Annotated in this window: 11 protein-coding genes, 1 tRNA gene, 4 pseudogenes and 2 other annotated features; of the genes and pseudogenes, 1 reads left to right on the forward strand and 15 read right to left on the reverse strand. The window is 49.6% G+C overall.

Translation table 11 applies throughout. The features are described from left to right. Positions 1-111: 111 nt before the first annotated feature. From DWZ60_RS09035 to DWZ60_RS09050, 4 genes and pseudogenes are all read right to left on the reverse strand, one after another. Positions 112-717: a hypothetical protein gene (locus DWZ60_RS09035; RefSeq protein WP_119221549.1), complete on the reverse strand. Its 606-nt coding sequence runs from the start codon at positions 715-717 to the stop codon at positions 112-114. 15 nt (positions 718-732) lie between these two features. Beyond that, positions 733-2,393, reverse strand: a pseudogene (locus DWZ60_RS20755) (2-isopropylmalate synthase). Positions 2,394-2,493: 100 nt separating this feature from the next. After that, positions 2,494-2,757 (reverse strand) — a binding site (T-box leader). Between the two features lie 331 nt (positions 2,758-3,088). Continuing rightward, positions 3,089-4,117 carry a LacI family DNA-binding transcriptional regulator gene (locus DWZ60_RS09045; protein WP_118600608.1) on the reverse strand — a complete coding sequence of 343 codons (1,029 nt, stop codon included), beginning with the start codon at positions 4,115-4,117 and terminating at the stop codon, positions 3,089-3,091. A gap of 95 nt (positions 4,118-4,212) precedes the next feature. Next, positions 4,213-4,286, reverse strand: a tRNA-Pro gene (locus DWZ60_RS09050). Between the two features lie 265 nt (positions 4,287-4,551). Here DWZ60_RS09050 and DWZ60_RS09055 point away from each other — a divergent pair. Beyond that, positions 4,552-4,908, forward strand: a complete 357-nt coding sequence (locus DWZ60_RS09055) for a sporulation initiation factor Spo0A C-terminal domain-containing protein (protein WP_022462283.1) — start codon at positions 4,552-4,554, stop codon at positions 4,906-4,908. Between the two features lie 158 nt (positions 4,909-5,066). On the opposite strand, the pseudogene ilvC reads toward DWZ60_RS09055, so the two are convergent. The 11 genes and pseudogenes from ilvC to DWZ60_RS09115 all read right to left on the reverse strand — a co-directional run bounded on the left by ilvC (position 5,067) and on the right by DWZ60_RS09115 (position 19,787). Continuing rightward, positions 5,067-6,085, reverse strand: a pseudogene (gene ilvC, locus DWZ60_RS20760) (ketol-acid reductoisomerase). A 158-nt stretch (positions 6,086-6,243) separates the two neighbouring features. Beyond that, on the reverse strand, positions 6,244-6,750 hold the full coding sequence (ilvN, locus tag DWZ60_RS09065; RefSeq protein ID WP_022462281.1) for an acetolactate synthase small subunit: 507 nt from the start codon (positions 6,748-6,750) through the stop codon (positions 6,244-6,246). Between the two features lie 121 nt (positions 6,751-6,871). Continuing rightward, complete coding sequence (locus DWZ60_RS09070) at positions 6,872-8,674, reverse strand: glycoside hydrolase family 2 protein (protein WP_119221550.1); 1,803 nt, start codon at positions 8,672-8,674, stop codon at positions 6,872-6,874. 107 nt (positions 8,675-8,781) lie between these two features. Beyond that, on the reverse strand, positions 8,782-9,726 hold the full coding sequence (locus tag DWZ60_RS09075) for an AEC family transporter (RefSeq protein WP_117812881.1): 945 nt from the start codon (positions 9,724-9,726) through the stop codon (positions 8,782-8,784). Beyond that, positions 9,723-10,747, reverse strand: a pseudogene (locus DWZ60_RS09080) (aldo/keto reductase). Before DWZ60_RS09080 ends, DWZ60_RS09075 begins: the two are co-directional and overlap by 4 nt. A gap of 317 nt (positions 10,748-11,064) precedes the next feature. Then, complete coding sequence (locus DWZ60_RS09085) at positions 11,065-11,712, reverse strand: histidine phosphatase family protein (protein ID WP_119221551.1); 648 nt, start codon at positions 11,710-11,712, stop codon at positions 11,065-11,067. A gap of 5 nt (positions 11,713-11,717) precedes the next feature. Next, positions 11,718-14,162: a phenylalanine--tRNA ligase subunit beta gene (pheT, locus tag DWZ60_RS09090; RefSeq protein WP_022461827.1), complete on the reverse strand. Its 2,445-nt coding sequence runs from the start codon at positions 14,160-14,162 to the stop codon at positions 11,718-11,720. A 31-nt stretch (positions 14,163-14,193) separates the two neighbouring features. Then, on the reverse strand, positions 14,194-15,240 hold the full coding sequence (gene pheS / locus DWZ60_RS09095; protein ID WP_022461828.1) for a phenylalanine--tRNA ligase subunit alpha: 1,047 nt from the start codon (positions 15,238-15,240) through the stop codon (positions 14,194-14,196). A gap of 165 nt (positions 15,241-15,405) precedes the next feature. Further along, positions 15,406-15,658 (reverse strand) — a binding site (T-box leader). A 72-nt stretch (positions 15,659-15,730) separates the two neighbouring features. Continuing rightward, positions 15,731-16,600, reverse strand: coding sequence for a YihY/virulence factor BrkB family protein (locus DWZ60_RS09100; protein ID WP_117812879.1), 870 nt, complete (start codon positions 16,598-16,600; stop codon positions 15,731-15,733). A 113-nt stretch (positions 16,601-16,713) separates the two neighbouring features. Continuing rightward, positions 16,714-18,557, reverse strand: a pseudogene (locus DWZ60_RS09105) (alpha-amylase family protein). A 252-nt stretch (positions 18,558-18,809) separates the two neighbouring features. Beyond that, positions 18,810-19,787 (reverse strand): LacI family DNA-binding transcriptional regulator, encoded by a 978-nt coding sequence (locus tag DWZ60_RS09115; protein ID WP_055226539.1) that lies wholly within the window; start codon positions 19,785-19,787, stop codon positions 18,810-18,812. Positions 19,788-19,852: the final 65 nt, after the last annotated feature.

The raw sequence follows: 19,852 nt of genomic DNA on the forward strand, positions 1-19,852 counted from the left end.
AATGGATGAAGTATGAAAAAACAACAAAAATATACAAAAAATGACTGTGCACAAAAATGCACAGCCATTTTCCACTATTCTGCCAAAATATTTTTTGTCAGAATGTATGATTTAATTTTCGTCGGACTCCTCCGTTTTTGCTTCGCCGTCTTCTAAAGCCGGAGCTTCCCTTTCTGTCTCCTCGAGTGCGAGTGCCTCTTCCTCTTTTTCCGCATTCTCTGCGATTTTATCTTCCGCCCAGGTCACAAACGCTGCCGCGTCTCCGATTTCAAAGCGTTTCTTATCGAGAAAGGTGCTTCTGCCTCCGATGGTGATGCGGATATAGTTGTCAAACTCCGTGACCTTTGCCAGCTGCTCCAGCGGAATATCGGTGCTTCTGCCCTCTTTTTCGTATGTCATCGTGAGCACATGCTCCGTAAAACGAAGGGTACGTTGTCCGAGAAGGCCTTTCTTTTTGCATTTTTTCATCTGCGAACGGGCCATCAGATTCGGCAGAAACGTACACAGCAGTGCCATCAGGACAGAAATTCCCAGATTGAAGAAATCGCCCGGCAGAACGGATCCGCGGGTCACTGCACCGTAGATCATGAAGAGAATGGCAGCCGCAACAGCAAGACCGGTGATGATCCGCAGCACGAGCAGCACTTTTTTCATTTCGGTGCGGTAAATCTCCACAAACAGCTCTTTGGTATATTCGATTTTGTTTTTAAACAGCATATTCTCTCTCTTTTCTTATCGGTTGTTGATTGCAGTTACCAGCGCATCGATGGAAGCACGGATGATATCCGGGTCTACGCCTGCACCCCAGGAAAGTGTTCCGTCCGGCTTCTTGATGCCGACATAGGCGATCGCACGGGATTTGGAACTCTGCTCTAAAGCATGCTCCGTATAGCTGACCAGATCATACTGCAGATTGTACTGCTGTTTCAGCGCGTTGCTGACTGCGTTCAGACGGCCGTTTCCTTCTGCAAATACGGTTGTATACTCGCCGCCCTCATAGTTGGAAGTAACCTGTGCTTCAATTTTGCCCGCATCAAGCTGTTTAAAGTGAACGCCGTTGATGTTATACGGTGTGGTTACGTTCTCGAAGCTGTCCTTGAAGAGTTCAAAGATTTCATCCGGACGCAGCTCTTTATGCAGATGATCGGAAACGGATTTTGCGGTATAGCTCATAGCCTCGCGCATCTTCGCCGGCAGATTCAGGCCGTATTTCGTCTCCAGAATATAGCCGACACCGCCCTTTCCAGACTGGCTGTTGATGCGGATGACGTCTGCATCGTAGTTTCTTCCAATATCGGTCGGATCGATCGGCAGATACGGAACGGTCCAGGTATCCGGTGCTTTCTCCTCGATCCAGTGCATGCCTTTTGCGATCGCATCCTGATGGGAACCGGAGAAGGCTGCAAATACGAGAGATCCGCAGTACGGGCTTCTCGGGTTGATGCTCATACCGGTGAAGGATTCAAATGCATGGCAGAGTTTCGGCATATCGGAGAAGTCAAGCTCCGGATCGACGCCCTGCATGTACATGTTCATGCCGACCGTGATAATATCCACGTTTCCGGTTCTCTCGCCGTTCCGAACAGCGTTCCCTCGATACGGTCTGCTCCGGCAAGGATACCCATCTCTGCATCGGAAACGCCGCAGCCGCGGTCATTGTGCGGATGAAGGGAAAGAACGACATTATCGCGGTATTTCAGGTTTTTGCTCATGTATTCCACCTGGCTTGCATAAACGTGCGGCATGGAAAGCTCCACGGTGCTCGGCAGGTTGATGATGGCTTTGCGGTCTGCAGTCGGCTGCCATACGTCGAGAACGGCGTTGCACACCTCAAGCGCATATTCCGGCTCGGTTCCGGTAAAGCTCTCCGGGCTGTACTCGAAGCGGTATTTCTCGCCGGCCTCTTCTGTCAGCTCTTTTAAGAGCTTCGCTCCCTCAACGGCGATTTTCAGGATGTCTTCTTTCGACTTTTTGAAGACCTGCTGACGCTGTGCATAGGAAGTGGAATTGTAAACGTGAACGATAGCATTCTTGCAGCCCTTTAATGCCTTGAAGGTCTTGCGGATGATATGCTCTCTCGCCTGGGTCAAAACCTGAACGGTTACGTCTTCCGGGATCAGATCCTGCTCGATCAGGGTGCGGAGAAACTCATATTCGGTCTCGGATGCTGCCGGGAAGCCAACCTCGATCTCTTTGAAACCAACTTCCACAAGAAGTTTGAAGAACTCTACCTTCTGTTCCAGGCTCATCGGAATGACAAGCGCCTGGTTTCCGTCACGCAAGTCAACGCTGCACCATACCGGTGCTTTCTCGATGCTGTCTTTTTTTGCCCAGTCCATGCACGGAACCGGCGGCATATAGTACTGTTTCTGATACTTCTTTACATTCATCATGATTTTCTCCTCTCAGAAAGTGAAATATAATTTATTCTGCCGACATAAATTCGGGATGAAAGCATAAAAAAATCTCTCATCTTCTGTGTCGGCTTCTGACACAAGAGACGAAAGACTTGCTATCTTACGCGGTACCACTCCTGTTTTACAGAGATTTTCTCTGTACACTCTGCGGATACGGATGAAACATCTGCATATCCTGCCCTTCTAACGGTGGGTTTCCGTCTGCACCTACTCTTTTTATTCTAAATTTGGGAGCAGCGGCTCTGAGGTCAGTTCCACGGAATTCGTCTGCTGTTTCGCATCACCCAACAGCTTTCTGGATTCGGAAGCTCCATGTAGTATTCCTCTTCTTTGCCTTTTTCCTAACTTGGCTCTTATGTTACCATTTTTCTCCATCTCTGTCAAGCGCAAAACGCAGGATTCCGTAAAAATACACCCGCCGGAAAGGAGGCTCCGGCGAGTGCTCTAACGCATGATTTCGTTGTTTTATTTGTTGTACTCTTCTAGGTATTTCTGGTAATCCTCTACCTGTTTTCCGTGGTAGTGTTTTTCTACATGGCATTTATGCACGAATTTGAATCATCGCAAAAAGGGAGCCGGAAACGCCCCGGCAGACGGTTTTTCTTCTCGTCCGCCGGGGCGTCCCTAGCTTTCTTTCTTTGTTCACTTTTTCCTGTTTTTTCTATTTCTTTCTATCCCTGACGCTTGCACGAGGAACGGCGCACCACAACCTCCCCCGAAACGAGAATCCGCTCTTTCGGCGCTTCCGGGTGCTCCTCCCGCCATAAAAATTCATGCACCATACGGCGGCCAAGCCACTTCGTATCGACATGAACGGTTGAGAAGAACGGATACAGCATCCGGTCCTCATCATCATCAAATCCGGTCAGTGCCACATCCTCCGGCACGCGCACGCCGATTTTCCGGAAGGATTCTGTCAGTCTTTTGGCGATCATATCGTTGCCGCAGACAATCGCTTCCGGCAGTGTATCGTAGCTCGCCACAATCTTGTCAAAATTTTCCGGGTAATAAAAATGATCGCTCTCCATATTGGGGCGCACAAGCTCCTCCTCGAGCGGAATGCCCGCCTGTTCCATCGCTGCAAGGAAACCGACATACCGGTCATGCATCGACTCATACGTGCTGCTGTGCTCACTTAGGAAACCGATCCGCGTCATGCCCTGCCCGATCAGATGGGACGTCAGAAGACTCACCGGTTGCACACCGTCCACACGCACGATATCGCCCATCGGCCGCTGTTCGATACCGCAGTAATGGTCGAGCTGAAAAATGCGGTATCCCAGATTTACCAGTTTCTGCATATATTCCAGCGGCAGCATTTTAATGCAGAAGATCGCATCGATATTTTCATTCAGGCCGAGCGGCAGAATGCCGTTCTCCTCCTCCCGCTCCGTCACGACCGCAACGCGCGTCTGACAGTTATTGAGGCTCGCCTCCTCGGAGATGCCGCTCACGACACGGTCCCAATAAACAGCGGCATCCCGCGTACGCAGAACCATAATATTGTAATGCTTCTCCTGCGGTGCCCGAACTTCTTCCACATATACATTTTCGCCCAGATAGCCATTTCTTTTCGCCATCCGAAGAACTCTCTCCCGCGTCACCGGAGCTACCTTCGGATCATCCTTTAATGCCATGGCAACCGTATTCCGGGACAATCCCAGCTCCTTTGCCATACTCTGTATCGTTACTTTCCCCATAACTTCCTCCCTGTTTTTTCTGCGCAATTCATTTTTCTTCCGCACACGTCTTTGTCTGTAAGAAAAAAAGTGCCGTAAAACGACACTCTTACCGATCGGGGCAACAGGATTTGAACCTGCGACCTCACGGCCCCCAGCCGTGCGCGCTACCAAGCTACGCCATACCCCGTAATCATGTTTTCATTATACCAGCGAACTTCTGAAAAATCAATGTTATTTTTCCCTCTCCCGTTTCATTACATTCATTTCTTTATTTCGTGTCATATTCTCTTTTATTTTACTATATTGTCACTTTTTCTTTCTGAATATGTAATTTTTCGACGTTTTCCACGTATCATAAGTGAAAGGGGAAAATCGTATGCCATACAAACTTTCACCTCTGGCATGCCCGTCTGCAAAGACTATGTAAAAACTGAATAAAAGGAGACATCGTAATGGAAACTGAAATTTACTTTCTACTACACTCTTTAGGAATTGGTGCAAAATACCGCGGATTTCGCTATCTCGCCTATGGTATCGCTTTATGCATGGAAGACGAAGATTATCTCCTTCGGGTCAGCAAAACGCTGTACCCAAAGATCGCGCAAACGTTTCAGGTATCGTCCTCCTGCGTCGAACGAGACATCCGCACCGCTATTTCCGTCTGCTGGACCCGCGGAAACCGTGATCTGCTCTTTTCGCTTTCTGTGCATCCGGTTCTGACAAAACCGACCAATTCCGAATTTTTTGATATTTTAAGTTCTTATATCAAATACTACCGTGCTTTTCCTGCCTGTCGTCAGGAGGCATAAAAAAAACGAATACAGAAAAGATAACACTTCCGCGCCCTATCATATTGGGGGATATGCATGGCGCGGAAGTGTTTTTTCTATGATAAAACGATAGAACGAAAAAAGGAGACTGCCCGCAAAGGCAGCCTCCCGATATGGATCATTTGACAGCAAACCGATTAGTTGTTGATCAGTTTGTCCTCGTTGCTCCAGCTGTACAGTTTTCTGACTTCTTCTCCGACTTTCTCTGACGGATGCTCTGCAGCTTTTCTTCTCATTGCACGGAAGTGAGCCTGTCCGCCTGCTGGGGACATATCCAGAAGGAAGTCTTTTGCGAAAGTACCATCCTGGATATCGGAAAGGATCTTCTTCATGGTCTTCTTGGTTTCTTCTGTGATGATCTTCGGTCCGGTGATGTAATCGCCGTACTCGGCTGTGTTGGAGATGGAGTATCTCATTCCGGAGAATCCCGACTGATAGATCAGGTCTACGATCAGTTTCATCTCATGGATGCACTCGAAGTATGCGTTTCTTGGGTCGTATCCAGCCTCGCACAGAGTCTCAAATCCAGCCTGCATCAGGGCGCATACACCGCCGCAGAGAACTGCCTGCTCACCGAACAGGTCTGTTTCGGTCTCAGTTCTGAGGTTGTCTCCAGAAGACCAGCTCTTGCTCCGCCGATTCCAAGGCCGTAAGCCAGTGCTCTGTCCAGAGCTTTTCCGGTGTAATCCTGCTCAACAGCAACCAAGCAAGGAGTTCCTTTTCCAGCCTGATACTCGCTTCTTACTGTGTGGCCAGGTGCTTTCGGAGCGATCATAGCTACATCTACGTTCTTCGGAGGTACGATCTGTCCGAAGTGGATAGCGAAACCATGAGCGAACATCAGCATGTTGCCCTCTTCCAGGTTTGGCTCGATATCTTTTTTGTACATTGCAGCCTGTTTCTCATCGTTGATCAGGATCATGATGATATCAGCCTGTTTTGCAGCCTCAGCAGCGGTGTATACTTTGAATCCCTGTGCCTCTGCTTTTGCCCAGGATTTGCTGCCTTCATAAAGTCCAATAATAACATCACAGCCGGAATCTTTCAGGTTCAGTGCATGAGCATGTCCCTGGCTTCCGTAGCCGATAATTGCGATTTTTTTGCCTTCCAGTAAAGAGAGATTACAATCTTCCTGATAAAAAAGTCTTGCTGCCATTTTATTTTCCTCCATAATATATAGAATGTCTTGACCGGCGGCAGGTCGGTCAATTTATACAGCGAAAAGCATTTCTGCCTTTTGCTGTTTGTCAGGGAAATGAACTTTTCTATACAAAAATTTCATTCCTCTAGCAAACGTATGTAATGTGATCTGCGTTAATCGAGGTAACGCACATCGTGGGCTCCTCTGGAGAGTCCTGTCACTCCTGTTCTGGCCAGTTCCAGGATTTCGTATCCCTGTACCAGATTCAGGAACCCTTCGAGCTTTGACTGGTTTCCGGTCAGCTCTACAATCAGGCTTTCCTGTCCCACATCCACGATTCTTCCACGGAAGACATCGGAGATGGCGATGACATTGCGGCGTTCATTTTCATTCACACGGATTTTGACCAGCATCAGCTCTCGTCTGACACTCTCGTCCGGCTTCAGCTCTTTGATATCCCGCACATCGACAAGTTTTGCCAGCTGTTTTTTGATCTGCTCCAGAATCATTTCATCACTGCAGTACAGAACAACAGTCATTCTTGTGTATCGCGGGTCTGCTGTCACACCGGCGGTGATCGTCTCGATATTGTATCCGCGTCGGCTGAAAAGACCAGCTACTCTGCTTAAAAGTCCCGGCGTATTATCCACCAGCAGGGATAATGTTCTTTTCTGTTCCATAAACACCAACTTTCCTCCATCCGCAGGCGCCGCGGATTTTCAGCAATTTCTTACAACTTCCAACGCCTTATCCAATATATTAGCAACTTATCCTCACTTTGTCAACAAAAATTTTACCAAATTATTCTTTTGGGCAAAAATCTTTTGCCTCCTGTGGTTCCCATTTGCATACCTTCCGGTCATACGTAAGGATGCCGTTCGACTCCTCCTCGACATCGGTAAGCTGTGTGTAGACTGCTGCGGCAAGTCCCTGTTCTGTGAGTTCTCTTATCTTTTCTGCCAGTGCATTCATCGCTTTCTGGTACTGTGTCTGGTTCTGGTACGTGCGGTAGCCGAACGATTTTTCGGAGTAGAGATGCTCCTGTACCGGATACGTATAGCCACCGTATTCAGAAAAAGCAAACGCGCGCTCCTCCGGTTTTACTTTTAACGGACGAAAGTAATTGTGAAGGCTCTTGATGTCCCCCGCTCCCTGATCGTACCAGCCGCTCGCGTGGTCGATCTGCCGCGTCGGATCGAGAGCGCGCACCATTTCTGTCATCTCCCTGGCATCAAACTGTCCCCATCCCTCGTTGAACAGAACCCAGAGCGACACGCACGGTGCATTGTAAAGCTGATGAACCGTCTCGCGGCACTCCCGCTTCCACCACTCTCTTCCCGTTTTTGAGGTCCGCGAAAAGAGCGGATAACAGTTATCCCTGAATTCCGTTGTCACAAACGGCAGTACGGTCGGAAGGTACAAAAGGAACGTCTGGACCGACCGGCCGCCGCCGTTGATCATATCCTGCCACACCAGCATACCGATATGGTCGCAGTGGGAATACCATCTTGCGCACTCAACTTTCAGGTGTTTCCGGATCATATTGAAACCGAGGCGTTTGGCCGTCTTAATGTCATAAACCATCGCCTCATCGGACGGCGGCGTGTAGAGGCTTTCCGGCCAATAACCCTGGTCGAGGACACCGTTCTGGAAATACGGCTTTCCGTTTAAGAAAAGACGCGTGATTCCTTTCTCATCTTTTCCAATGCCGAATTTGCGCATGCCGAAATAACTCTCGACGCGGTCTTCTCCCGCTTCAATGGAAACCCCATAGAGATGCGGATGTTCCGGGCTCCAGCCTGCAAAATTACCGAGAATCAGCTCCGCCTCGTTTTCTCTCGTCTCCCGGATGCAGATCACCTTCGCATCCGGCGCTTCGCTCTCCCGCACCGTAATTTTTTTCGTCAGTCCAGTATCCGGTCCGTTGAGAAAAACCCGTACTTTCACGCTCGCCGTATCATATTCCGGCGTGATCACGATGCGTTCCAGATATGTCTCCGGCACCCATTCCATCCAGACACTCTGCCAGATGCCGCTCTGCGCGGTGTAAAACATGCCGCCCGGGGTAAGGCTCTGCTTTCCGCGGCCCTTCCAGTCCGTGTCCGTCTCATCGCGCACCTTGACGGCAAGCTCGTTCTCTCCCGTTTTGAGATACGGCGTAAGATCCACTGAAAAAGAAAGATACCCGCCGAGATGGCCTCCGGCACGCTTTCCGTTGCAGTAAATTACCGCATCCTGATCCACGGCGCCGAACTGCAGCAGCAGCCGTTTTCCGGCAGGAATTTTGGGAAGCTGAATCGTGCGGAAGTACCACAGATATTCTTTTGGAAGCAGCTGCCGCTTCACGCCGGACGCATCGCACTCCGGGGAAAACGGAACGAGAATTTTTCCGTCCCGCTGTTTTGGCATTTTCTGCGTTTCCGTGAACGCATACTCCCACCATCCGTTCAGATTTGTCCAGTTTTCCCGGCGCATCTGCGGACGCGGATATTCCGGAAACGGGAGCTCTTCTTCCGGATTTTTCCCAAATTCCGTAGAAAGGCGGAATTTTTTTCCTTCCTTTTTTCCAATCTGTAATGCTTTGACCGCATTTTTGAAGTCCATTCTTTTCCCTCTTTTTCTGATTTTTGTGATTGATAAAAGCGTGCCCGGACAAAATCCCGGACACGCTTTTGGTGTACTGAAAATCAAAGCGGATATTCGCAATCCGGTTAGATAAACGCCAGCGTTTTCATCAGATACAGCCAGAACGTCAGCGTAAAGGCACTGCCGCACGTTGTGAGCATAACGGTGTTTGCCGTCAGACTTCCCTCATGACCCATATTTTTCGCCATGATAAAACTGCTCACCGTCGTTGCGGAACCCAGCATCACAAGGATTGCCACCAATTTTTCCTGACGGAAGCCAAGTATCACGGCGATCGGCAGAAAGACAGCTGCAAGACCGACCAGCTTAATCGCAGCTGCAGCAATCGACGGCCGGATATTCTTTGCCGCGCTCTTTGCCTCAAACGACGCACCCATCGCAATCAGGCCGAGCGGCGTTGCAAGTACCGCAATATTCTGCACCGTTTTCTGCAGAATCACCGGCTTTGGAATGCGAAGCACCGACCAGAGAAGTCCTGCAGCGATCCCGAGGATAATCGGGTTTGTCACGATATTTTTCGCCGTCTTTTTCACAAAATCTGCCGTGATCTCCTCCCGTTCCGGACCGAATACCGCAAGAACGACAACCGCCATGATATTATACAGCGGCACACTGCTGATGATCATCAGCGGCGCCATGCCGGAATTTCCGTAGATATTCTGGATAAAGGCAATACCAAGGATCGCCGCACTGCTCCGGTACGCCGCCTGGATAAATTCGCCTCTTGCACTTCTCTCTTTTAAGAGATGGGAAAGTCCCCATACCGCAAGAATTGAGAGCAGTGTTGCAAAGAAGCAGAACAGAACGAATTTGATATCCCACACAGCGGAGAAATCAGAATCCGACAGGTCCTGGAACAGCAGCACCGGGAGTGCGATTTTAAACACAAATTTGTTCATTTTGCTTGTGAACGATTCGTCCAGAATACCAACCTTTCGAAAGAAAAGTCCCAAAATCATTGTCAGGAAGATCGGCATCGTCGCGTTCAGGCTGAAGATCAGATTACTCATACCAGTGTTTTTCCTGCCAGTACATTTTTATAATCTTCGTAGTTCTCTTCGAGAAGCTTCGGCGTATTCAGACCGTAGGGACATTTCTTCATGCAGGCGCCGCAGTGAAGACAACCTCGATTTTCTTCATCATCGCCTGGCCGCGCTCGGTGAGCTGGTTGGCGGACGGGGAACGGCGCAGAAGCAGGCTCATGCGCGCGCAGGTGTTAATCTCAATGCCTGCCGGACATGGCATACAGTAACCGCAGCCGCGGCAGAAGTTGCCAGAGAGCTCTTTCTGGTCTTTCTCGATGATCGCCTTGATTTCATCCGTCATGGCAGGCGGACAGGCAATGTAGCTTAAGAACTCGTCCAGCTCTTTTTCTCTCTGGACGCCCCAGATCGGAAGCACGTTGTCGTACTGGTCTTCAAAAACATATGCAGCCGCGGAGTTTGTGATCAGGCCGCCCGAGAGCGCTTTCATTGCGATAAAGCCGATATTTTTCTCTTTGCATCCCTGTACCAGTGCTTTCTCACGGTCCGTTGCCAGATAGCAGAACGGGAACTGCAGCGTCTCGTAAAGACCGGACTCGATGATCTCCTCTGCCACGCTCATGCGGTGGTTCGTGATACCGATGTGGCGGATTTTTCCCTGTGCTTTTGCTTCCAGCATCGCCTCATACAGGCCGGTTCCATCTCCCGGCTTAGGACAGAAGGACGGATTGTGGAACTGATAGATATCGATGTAATCCGTCTTCAAAAGGGAAAGGCTTGTCTCCAGATCCTTCCAGAAGCCCTCCACATCCTTTGCCATCGTCTTCGTAGAGATAAAGACCTTCTCACGCATTCCCTCAAACGCTGCGCCTAATTTTTCCTCGCTGTCGCTGTAGGCACGCGCGGTATCAAAAAAGCGGATGCCTCCGTCATACGCTTTGCGCAGCAGATAAACAGCGTCTTCTTTCGTGACACGCTGTACCGGCAGCGCGCCGAAGCCGTTCTTGTTTACACAGATTCCTGTGCTTCCCAGTGTTACCATGGACATACTTATGTTCCTCCTTTTTCGCTTTCGTTGTTTCACTCACAGTCGGTATTTCACGGAGTCTGACATGTCGAAAATAGTTCGACTGTGACTTGCCTCATGTCGGTGGAGAATACCGATTTCTCTCCGCCCGCCACTGCCATTATGTTTCTTTTAGCAATTCATCCCACCGGTTCAGAAACGGGGAACTTCTTGTCTACTGGTGTTAAAATCCGTTATTTCTATAGTATCACACTTTCTGTCAGACGGCAAACGTGATTTAAAGAGGCAGGCACAAAGGGAAATACTTTCCTTTTATGTCTGCCTCTGAATATCATTTTTTATTTTACTTCTTTATAAAAGTTTACGCAGTCCGACGGATCATAATAGATTTTATTATCCGCAAGCAGCGTGGAAACACCGTTCTGTACTTCGATGATGCTGACCGCACAGTTGTACGGCACGCCGCCGTGCCAGAAGTCGTTCTTGTCTTCATAGACATTGCGCAGCAGCGCGCGCATGCAGCAGCCGTGGGTGGCGATCAGGATCGTCTTGTCCTGGAGCTCCGGTTTTGCAGTCAGCTCATGATAGAACGCTTCTGCCCGGTCGCAGACCTCCTGGATCGTCTCTCCGTCTCCCGCCGGGCGGAAGTGGAACGGATCTCTGTAAAAATCGTCGAAGTGTTCAGACGGAATCTCAAAATTGTTTGCCCGGCATCCAAGCCCTTCCCAGGAGCCAAAGGAAAGCTCCATCAGGCGGTCGTCGGTCGTAAGCGGCACATTTCTGCCTGCAAGGACGAGCTCTGCCGTGTGCTTTGCGCGGCGCAGCGGACTGGAAATTCCAAGGTCAAACGGGATATTTTTCAGTCCTTCCGCCGTCACTTTCGCCAGACGGACACCGTTCTCATTCAGCTCGGTGTCCGACTGGCCCTGCAGTCTGCCTTCTACATTCCACGCAGTTTCGCCGTGGCGTATGATATAAAGTTTCATAAAAATCAGCCTCTCAGTTCGATGTTGAACTCATTCTGCAGTTTCTTGCAGATCTTCTCGACAAATTTCTGTACTTTTTCGAAGTCAAATGCTTCTTCCTTCGGTGCAAAGGTGACGGTGAACGCCATGCTCTTCTTGCCTTCCGGAATCTGGCCGCCCTCGTAAACATCGAACAGACGGATCTCTTTTACGTATTTGTTTGCCTCGCGGATACAGTTCTCTACATCGCCGCAGCTGATGTTTTTGTCCATGACAAATGCCAGGTCACGTTTCTCCTCCTGGAATTTGGAGATCGGCTGGAAGGTGCGTTTTTTGCCGTACCATCTGGAGAGCTCTTTTAAGTCAAGCTCCATGATGTAAGAGGAAGTACGCATGCTCAGCTCGTTCTGGATATCGTATGCTGCTTTTCCGAAGTATCCGATTTCTGTACCCTCGCAGAGTACTTTCACTGCCTGATACGGATGCAGGAAGGATTTCTGAACCGGCTCGTAGGTGAACTCAATGTCCATGCTCTCGGCGATGGTGTTGGCGATGCCCTTCATAGTGAAGAAGCTCTCGTTGTTTCCGAAGGTTCCGACGCAGAGAACTTTTCTCTCATCCGGGTAGGATGTCAGCGGCAGGGACTCCGGAATGTAGATGCTTGCTACCTCGAACAGTCTTCCTTCAAGGGTGCCCTGTTTCTCATTTCTGGAAATGGCATTCAGCATGGAAGCTGCCAGTGTGGTACGCATCAGGGACAGATCCTGGTTGATCGGGTTGATGATCTCGATGGCATTTCTCTCTTTTGCATCTGCCGGCAGTTTCAAGAGATCCAGATCTGCAGGGGAGAAGAAGGAGTAATGCATGCACTCGTAGATACCCATGGTGCATAAGGTATTCTTCAGTGCCAGCTCGCCTTTCTGCTCTTCATTGTAGCCGCCCATCGTTACCTGTGCAGCGGAAAGGAAGGTATCGGTTACGTGATCGTAGCCGTACATACGGATGACTTCCTCTGCCACGTCCGGATAGCGCTCGACATCGTTCTCTCCCTCCGGCAGCATATCCTCACGGTAAGCCGGAACCTGGATGGTCAGCTCATCGCCGTTGATTTCCGGTGCAAAGTTCAGGTTTTTCATAATGCGGAGAATCTCTGCTTCCGGAACTTCGATACCGAGTACGCCGTTTACTTTGCTGACACTGACGGTCATCGGAGTCGGATCGATGGAGTTTCCGGTGTTCACATCGAAATGGGTACGGGAAACTTTACCGCAGCCAAGCTCTTCCATCAGATGCAGGGCACGTTTCATACCAAGTACGGTTGAATACTCGTCTACGCCTTTCTCATATCTTGCACTGGCATCCGTCGCTTTTCCAAGCGCACGGGCTGTCTTTCTGACGTTGTCGCGTGCGAATTTTGCGGACTCAAACATAACAGCCTCTGTCGTGTCGCGGATCTCGGAGTTTAAGCCTCCCATGACACCGGCAAGTGCAACCGGTTTTACGCCGTCGCAGATCACGAGGTTGTTCTCATTCATTGTGTATTCCTGCTCATCGAGGGTCACAATCTTTTCATTTTCTTTTGCTCTTCTGACACAGATTTCATTGCCTTCCAGATAAGAGCAGTCAAAAGCATGCATCGGCTGGCCGATCTCTTTTAAGACGTAGTTTGTGATATCAACCACGTTGGAGATCGCGGACATGCCGACGAGTGCCAGACGGCGTTTCATCCATGCCGGGGACTCTCCGATTTTTACGTCATATACGTAATGAGCGCTGTAACGCGGGCAGAGTTCCGGAGCTTCCACGCGGACAGAGAAGCCTTCTTTTTCCACATCCGTCTCGGTGTAATCGGTTGCCGGCATTTTTAAAGGTTTTTCCAGCATCGCCGATACTTCTCTTGCGATACCGAGGATACTCTGGCAGTCTGGTCTGTTTGCAGTCAGGGAGATATCAAAGATCCAGTCGTCAAGACCTGTCAGCTCTTTGACATCTGCGCCAAGCTCGGCATCTTCCGGCAGAACAAGCAGTCCGTTGTAGCCTGCGCCCGGGTACAGATCCTCGGTAAGGCCGAGCTCCACGCCGGAGCAGAGCATTCCGCAGGACTCATATCCTCTTAATTTTCCTTTTTTGATGGTCATAACACCCTCGATGGTCTTATGATCTTTTGCTGTTGCATAAACAGAAGCGCCAGGAAGGGCAACCGGGAATTTTCCGCCGGTGTGCACGTTGTCTGCGCCGCAGCAGATCTGCATGGCGCCGTGTTCTCCTGCATTTACCTGGCACACATGAAGATGGGTCTCCGGGATCGGCTCGCAGCCCTCCACCAGACCGACAACAACATTGCTGATGTCTTTTCCCACCTGATAACGCTCTTCTACTTCAAAACCGCCGTCGAACAGTTTTTTCTCCAGTTCTTCCGGGGTAACATCGATATCTACATATTCTTTCAGCCAACTTAACGGTACTAACATATTAAACCTCCAAATTCAAACTGTTTCGTCTTTATTTCTCGTTAATCTGATTTAAAACCCGCAGATCGGAACCGAATAACAGTTTGATGTTGTTGATTCCGTATTTCAGCATGGCGATACGCTCTAGGCCGATACCAAAAGCGAAGCCGCTGTACTCTTCTGAATCAATGCCGCAGTTCTCCAGCACACGTTTGTTTACGATACCTGCTCCAAGGACCTCGATCCAGCCGGTTCCCTTGCAGAGGCTGCATCCTTTTCCGCCGCAGGCGAAGCAGCTGCAGTCTACCTCAACGGACGGCTCCGTGAACGGGAAGTAAGACGGACGGAGACGGGTTGTGGTTCCCTCGCCGTAGATCTTCTGTACGAGTACGTCGAGCATTCCTTTCAGGTCGCAGAGGGTGATGTTTTTGTCGACAACGAGTCCCTCCATCTGATGGAACATCGGAGAATGGGTTGCGTCGTCATCAGACCGAAAAACACGTCCCGGGGAAAGGATCTTGATCGGCGGCTTTTTGTTTTCCATGACATGAATCTGGCCTGCCGATGTCTGGGTACGAAGCAGGAATTCCGGGGAGAGATAGAAGGTATCCTGCATATCTCTTGCCGGGTGATCCTGTGGTGTATTCAGTGCAGTAAAGTTGTAATAATCGGTCTCGATTTCTCTTCCCTCGTATACCTCAAAGCCCATGCCTGCAAAGATGTCGATGAGCTGTTTGCGGATCAGGGTAACCGGATGAAGGTTTCCGATCGCTGTCTCTTCTGCCGGAAGGGTCAGGTCGATTTTCTCGGACTCATATTTCTTCTGCAGCTCGCGCTCTTTCATCTCCTCTTCCACTTTCTGGAAGCGGCCAAGCGCCCACTCTTTTAACTCATTGACGGATTTACCGTAGTTTGCGCGCTCTTCCGGGGCAATGTTTTTCATTTCTTTCATCAGCCCGCTGATCTTACTTTTCTTTCCTTCCAGATACTCGCTCTTAAATTCATACAGTTCTTTGGAGCTTTTCAGCTCTTCCAGTCCATTTTCAATCTTCTGTTTTAATTCAGACAGATGGCCGGTTAATACACTTTTTTCCTGCATTTGACTCTCCTACTTTCTTTTTCTTGCTTGTTTGATGGTAAATGTGAAAAACAATCAGATACCCCGCTGCAAACAGCGGAGCATCTGATTTTCGTGGCAGTCGCCAGATATCCATGCAAGCATGGCTGCCTGGCTCGTTGCTCACGAAAAAAAGACCCCGCCCCACAAAGGGACGAGATCTGAAATTTCGCGGTACCACCCTGATTTCTGCAGCTACTTCCTGCAGACACTCATAACCGGTGCTGTAACGTACACCAAACGTCTGTCCCTACTTGCATTTCCAGTATCCTGCTATGCGTTCCGGACATCTGCTCCAATGCGAAATTTGAAATATTCCTGAACCTGAAGGAGCTTGCAGCCGATGACTCCCTCTCTCTGGCGGAAAAAATATTTCTCTGAACATCTTCACAGCATTTTTCCTGTTAGATTATTTATAAAACTTTCATAAACAATGTTTATTGTACCGTCTTGACCCCCGGATGTCAAGCCATTATTTTCCCGCTTCTTTATTTGTCTCTTTATTTTCCATAAAATGCTCGATCGCCGCGTTCTGCAGTTTCCGCAGTTTATCCTCAAAATACGCGTTGATCTCCGCGCCGATCAGAAGGATCCACATGCAGAAATACATCCAGATCATGATAAACACGATCATCGTCAGACTGCCGTACATATTGGACGCCGCAAGCGCGATGTCGAGGTACATGGAAAATGCAAGGGAAAAAATAGACCAGGCAAGGGATGAGATCAGTGCGCCCGGGCACTGGCTCTTAAAGCTCGCCTTCCGGTTCGGAATGCATTTATACAGCACCAGGAACAGAACCGCCAGCACGCCTGTCGTAATCAGGGTACGCATGCCCATGATAGAGGATGTCACGCGCGCCACCATCGGCAGATGTTCCGTCAGCTTATTCTGAATGCGGGTTCCGAAGACCAGAAGCACCAGACTGGTGAGGAATGCAGCGACAAATATCAAGGTATATGCCATGCCCCGCAGCCGGTTGATGATGTAATTACGTGTCTCTGTTACGTGATAAATGCTGTTCAGCCCGTTTGTCAGCGCCGCAATGCCCTTTCCCGCCGACCACAGCGTTGTGATGATCGTAATCGGCATATAAGCAACGGACTGATAAAAGATCTCATTTACAATACCGCCCACGTAGCTCTGAAACTCCGTGGGCAGCATATTGATCAGAACGCTGTAAACATCGTCGCGCGTCAGCGGCGTATATTTTACAAGCGTAACAACCAGAAGAACAAACGGAATAAAGGAAAGAAGAATGAAATACGCACTCTGCGCTGCATAAGCACCGACATGGTCCTCATTCAGGCGCTTCATAAAACCGCGGATTGTTTTTATCATCTGGCAAAACCGCCTTTTCTTTGTTTTCGTGAATCTATCCCATTCTTGCACATATATCGTACTTCAGGATAGCCTACAAAGCATATCATACTTTTCTTTCCTTCGCAAGGGATTTAATTCCATTTCCGGTAATACCATGCGTAACCGCGTGCCGGAACCGGAACGCCGCGCAGAACACGTTTCTCGCCGGTAAACAGATCCTTCCAGGTGAACTCACCCATATCGATCCAGGCCGTGCGGTCTTCATTGCTGAAGTTAAAGAGACCCGTTACCATCTCATTGCCGGATTTTCTGCAGACACAGAGAAGCGCCGTATCATACGTTTCCTCGGTCCAGACATCCGCCTCACCCTCAAACGGACGGTATTTGAATTTCAGCTCCTCCATCTTTTTCATCGAAGCAAAATCTGATTCTGAACCGTTCCTTTTTTCTCCTTCTGGGGCTCCAGATCCCAGCGGAAGTGGCCGCGGTGCAGATAACGGCTGTCGGCTGCGCGGTCAGAATCTTCACTCTCTTTGTAGGAATAATCGTTGACCTGGCCGATCTCATCGCCGCTGTAGATAACCGGAATACCAGACTGGATGAAAAGGTATGCGTTCAGCATCTCAATTCTCTGGATCGCCTGTTCGGTCTTCGCCTCATTCTGCTCAAAGCCTGCCGCCTCAAGTCCACACAGGGAAGCGGTTGTTCCGCAGAGACGCGCATCCTGCAGCACCGGATCGTCGTTATAGAGCTCTCCTCTTGCGTCGCTTCCCTCCACATAACCGCGGAAATAGTCATTCAGATATTTCTTATGCGGTGCCTCGGCGATGCCGAACTGTTTCAGCCATTCGTAATCGAGGCCCCAGCCGATATCATCGTGGCATCTCAGATAGTTCAGGAAGACATAGTCCTTCGGCAGTCTCGTCACAATATCCATCTGATGTTTCAGCAGGCGGGTATCCGCCGTTGCAACCGTGTGCCAGGTGGATGCCATCGTCGTTACGTTGTACAGCATATGGCATTCCGGTTTCTCGAGTGTTCCGAAGTACGGAACAACCTTTTCCGGCTCCATGACAACCTCGCCGAGCAGCAGAACGCCCGGGCAGACGATCTCGGTGATCATACGCATCATGCGGACAATGGTATGTACCTGCGGCAGGTTACGGCAGGTGGTGCCGAGCTGTTTCCAGATGTATGGAACGGCATCAATGCGGACGATATCGATTCCCTGGTTGACGAGATAGAGCATATTGTTTACCATCTCGTTAAAGACAACCGGGTTCGCATAGTTCAGATCCCACTGGTATGGATAGAACGTCGTCATGACAAATTTATGGCAGTCCTCTCTCCAGGTAAAGTTGCCCGGTGCCGTTGTCGGGAATACCTGCGGACAGGTCTTTTCATATTCGGACGGAATATCGTAGTTGTCGAAGAAAAAGTAACGGTCCTGGTACTCTTTTTCACCGGCAAGTGCACGTTTTGCCCATTCATGATCCTCGGAAGTGTGGTTCATAACGAAATCCATACAAAGGCTCATGCCCTGGTCATGGCATTTTTCAGAGAGGGCAGCCAGATCTTCCATCGTTCCAAGGGACGGCTGTACCGTGCGGTAATCGGCAACCGCATAGCCGCCGTCGCTTTTTCCCTTCGGCGTTGCAAGGAACGGCATCAGATGCAGGTAGTTGACGTTGCACTCTTTTAAATAATCCAGTTTTTTCTCAAGGCCGCTGATGTTATCTGCGAATGCGTCGATGTACAGCATCATACCGAGCATTTTCTGGCTCTTGTACCAGTCTTTCTGTTTTTCTCTTTTCCGATCCAGCGCTTTCCATTTTTTATTCCGCTCTTTGTACCACTGCTCCATGGCTGCACAGAGTTCCTCAAAGCGTCCCTGGCCGTTTGGATACAGCTCACAGTAGAGCCATTTCAGCTCGTCGTAGTGTTTTTCGAGTCTTCTCTGATATTCCACTGTCATGTTGTTTATTCTCCTTTATCTTATTCTTTATTTTGTCACATCATTCCGGTAACGGTAATTCTGTGTTACGTTTCTTCTCTTGCAGTATACCGTTGTGTGAATTATATGTCAACCGTTTACATACCATATTTTTCAACAAATTTCCGGCTTCTTCTTTGTCTTTTTTGCTATTTTTCTGTCTATCGTTTACCGCAGGGCAGAAAAAAACTCCGCGGTTTCTTTTTTCCGCAGAGTTTTCTTTTCGTTTTTGTTTCACGCCGAATCGCGCACCACAAGGCTCACCGGCATGGTCGTCACATTCGGCACCATCTCTCCCTTTCTTCTCCGGTCGATATACGCAATGGAAAGCTCCGACATTTCCTCAATCGGCTGATGGATCGTCGTGATGGAAGGCGTGGTAATCCCGGCGATCACAGTGTCATCAAACCCGACAACTTTAATATCCTCCGGCACCCGTTTTCCCATGGCGTAAAGGCGCTGGAGTACCTGTGCGGCAATCAGGTCACTGCTTGCAAAAATGCCGTCCGTCTCCGGGTGCTCCAGAAGGCCCTTTTCAATATAGGATTCATAGTGCATGGAGCCGTAGCTTAAGCGGTCACTCAAAAGAACTTCCCCTTCAATCCCCCGCTCCCGGCAGACGCGCAGGAATCCATCCGCACGCCGGTCCGCCGGCATATCTCTTCCGACGATTCCGCCGAAATGAAGCAGATGGCGGCAGCCGCAGTCCGCAAGATGCGATGCTGCAAGCGCTCCTCCCTGCTCGTTGTCACACTGGATTGTAATGGCCTCCGTATTTTCCTCTCGCTCGAAATTGACGATCGGAATTTTCAGATCATGAAACTTTTCAATCTGCACATCGCGGCTTGCCATCACAACGCCGGTTACACGGTTGGAGATGAACATATCGAGATATTCGGTTTCTTTCTCCGGCTGATCTTTCGAGTTGCAGAGCAGAATCTTGTAGCCCCGCTTTGCCGCCGCGCTCTCGAGTGCACTGATCATTTTACTGAAAAACGGGTGCGAGATGTGCGGAACGATAACCCCGATCGTATTGGAATGCGCTTTTGCCAGGGAACGCGCCAGCTCATTCGGCTGGTAATTCATCTCCTGCATCGCCTGCGTTACTTTTTTTCTTGTCTCTTCACTGATGTATCCGCGGTTGTTGATCACGCGGGAAACCGTCGTCGCCGTAACGCCGGCGCGTGCCGCTATGTCCTTGATTGTCGCCATGTTTCTCTCCTCGTCATTTTCTAACTGTTTTTCACTTTCGCCCATTATAGCACAAAAAATCTGTT

It is taken from the genome of Blautia sp. AF34-10, from assembly GCF_003477865.1.
GTDB classification, from domain to species: Bacteria; Bacillota; Clostridia; order Lachnospirales; family Lachnospiraceae; genus Fusicatenibacter; species Fusicatenibacter saccharivorans.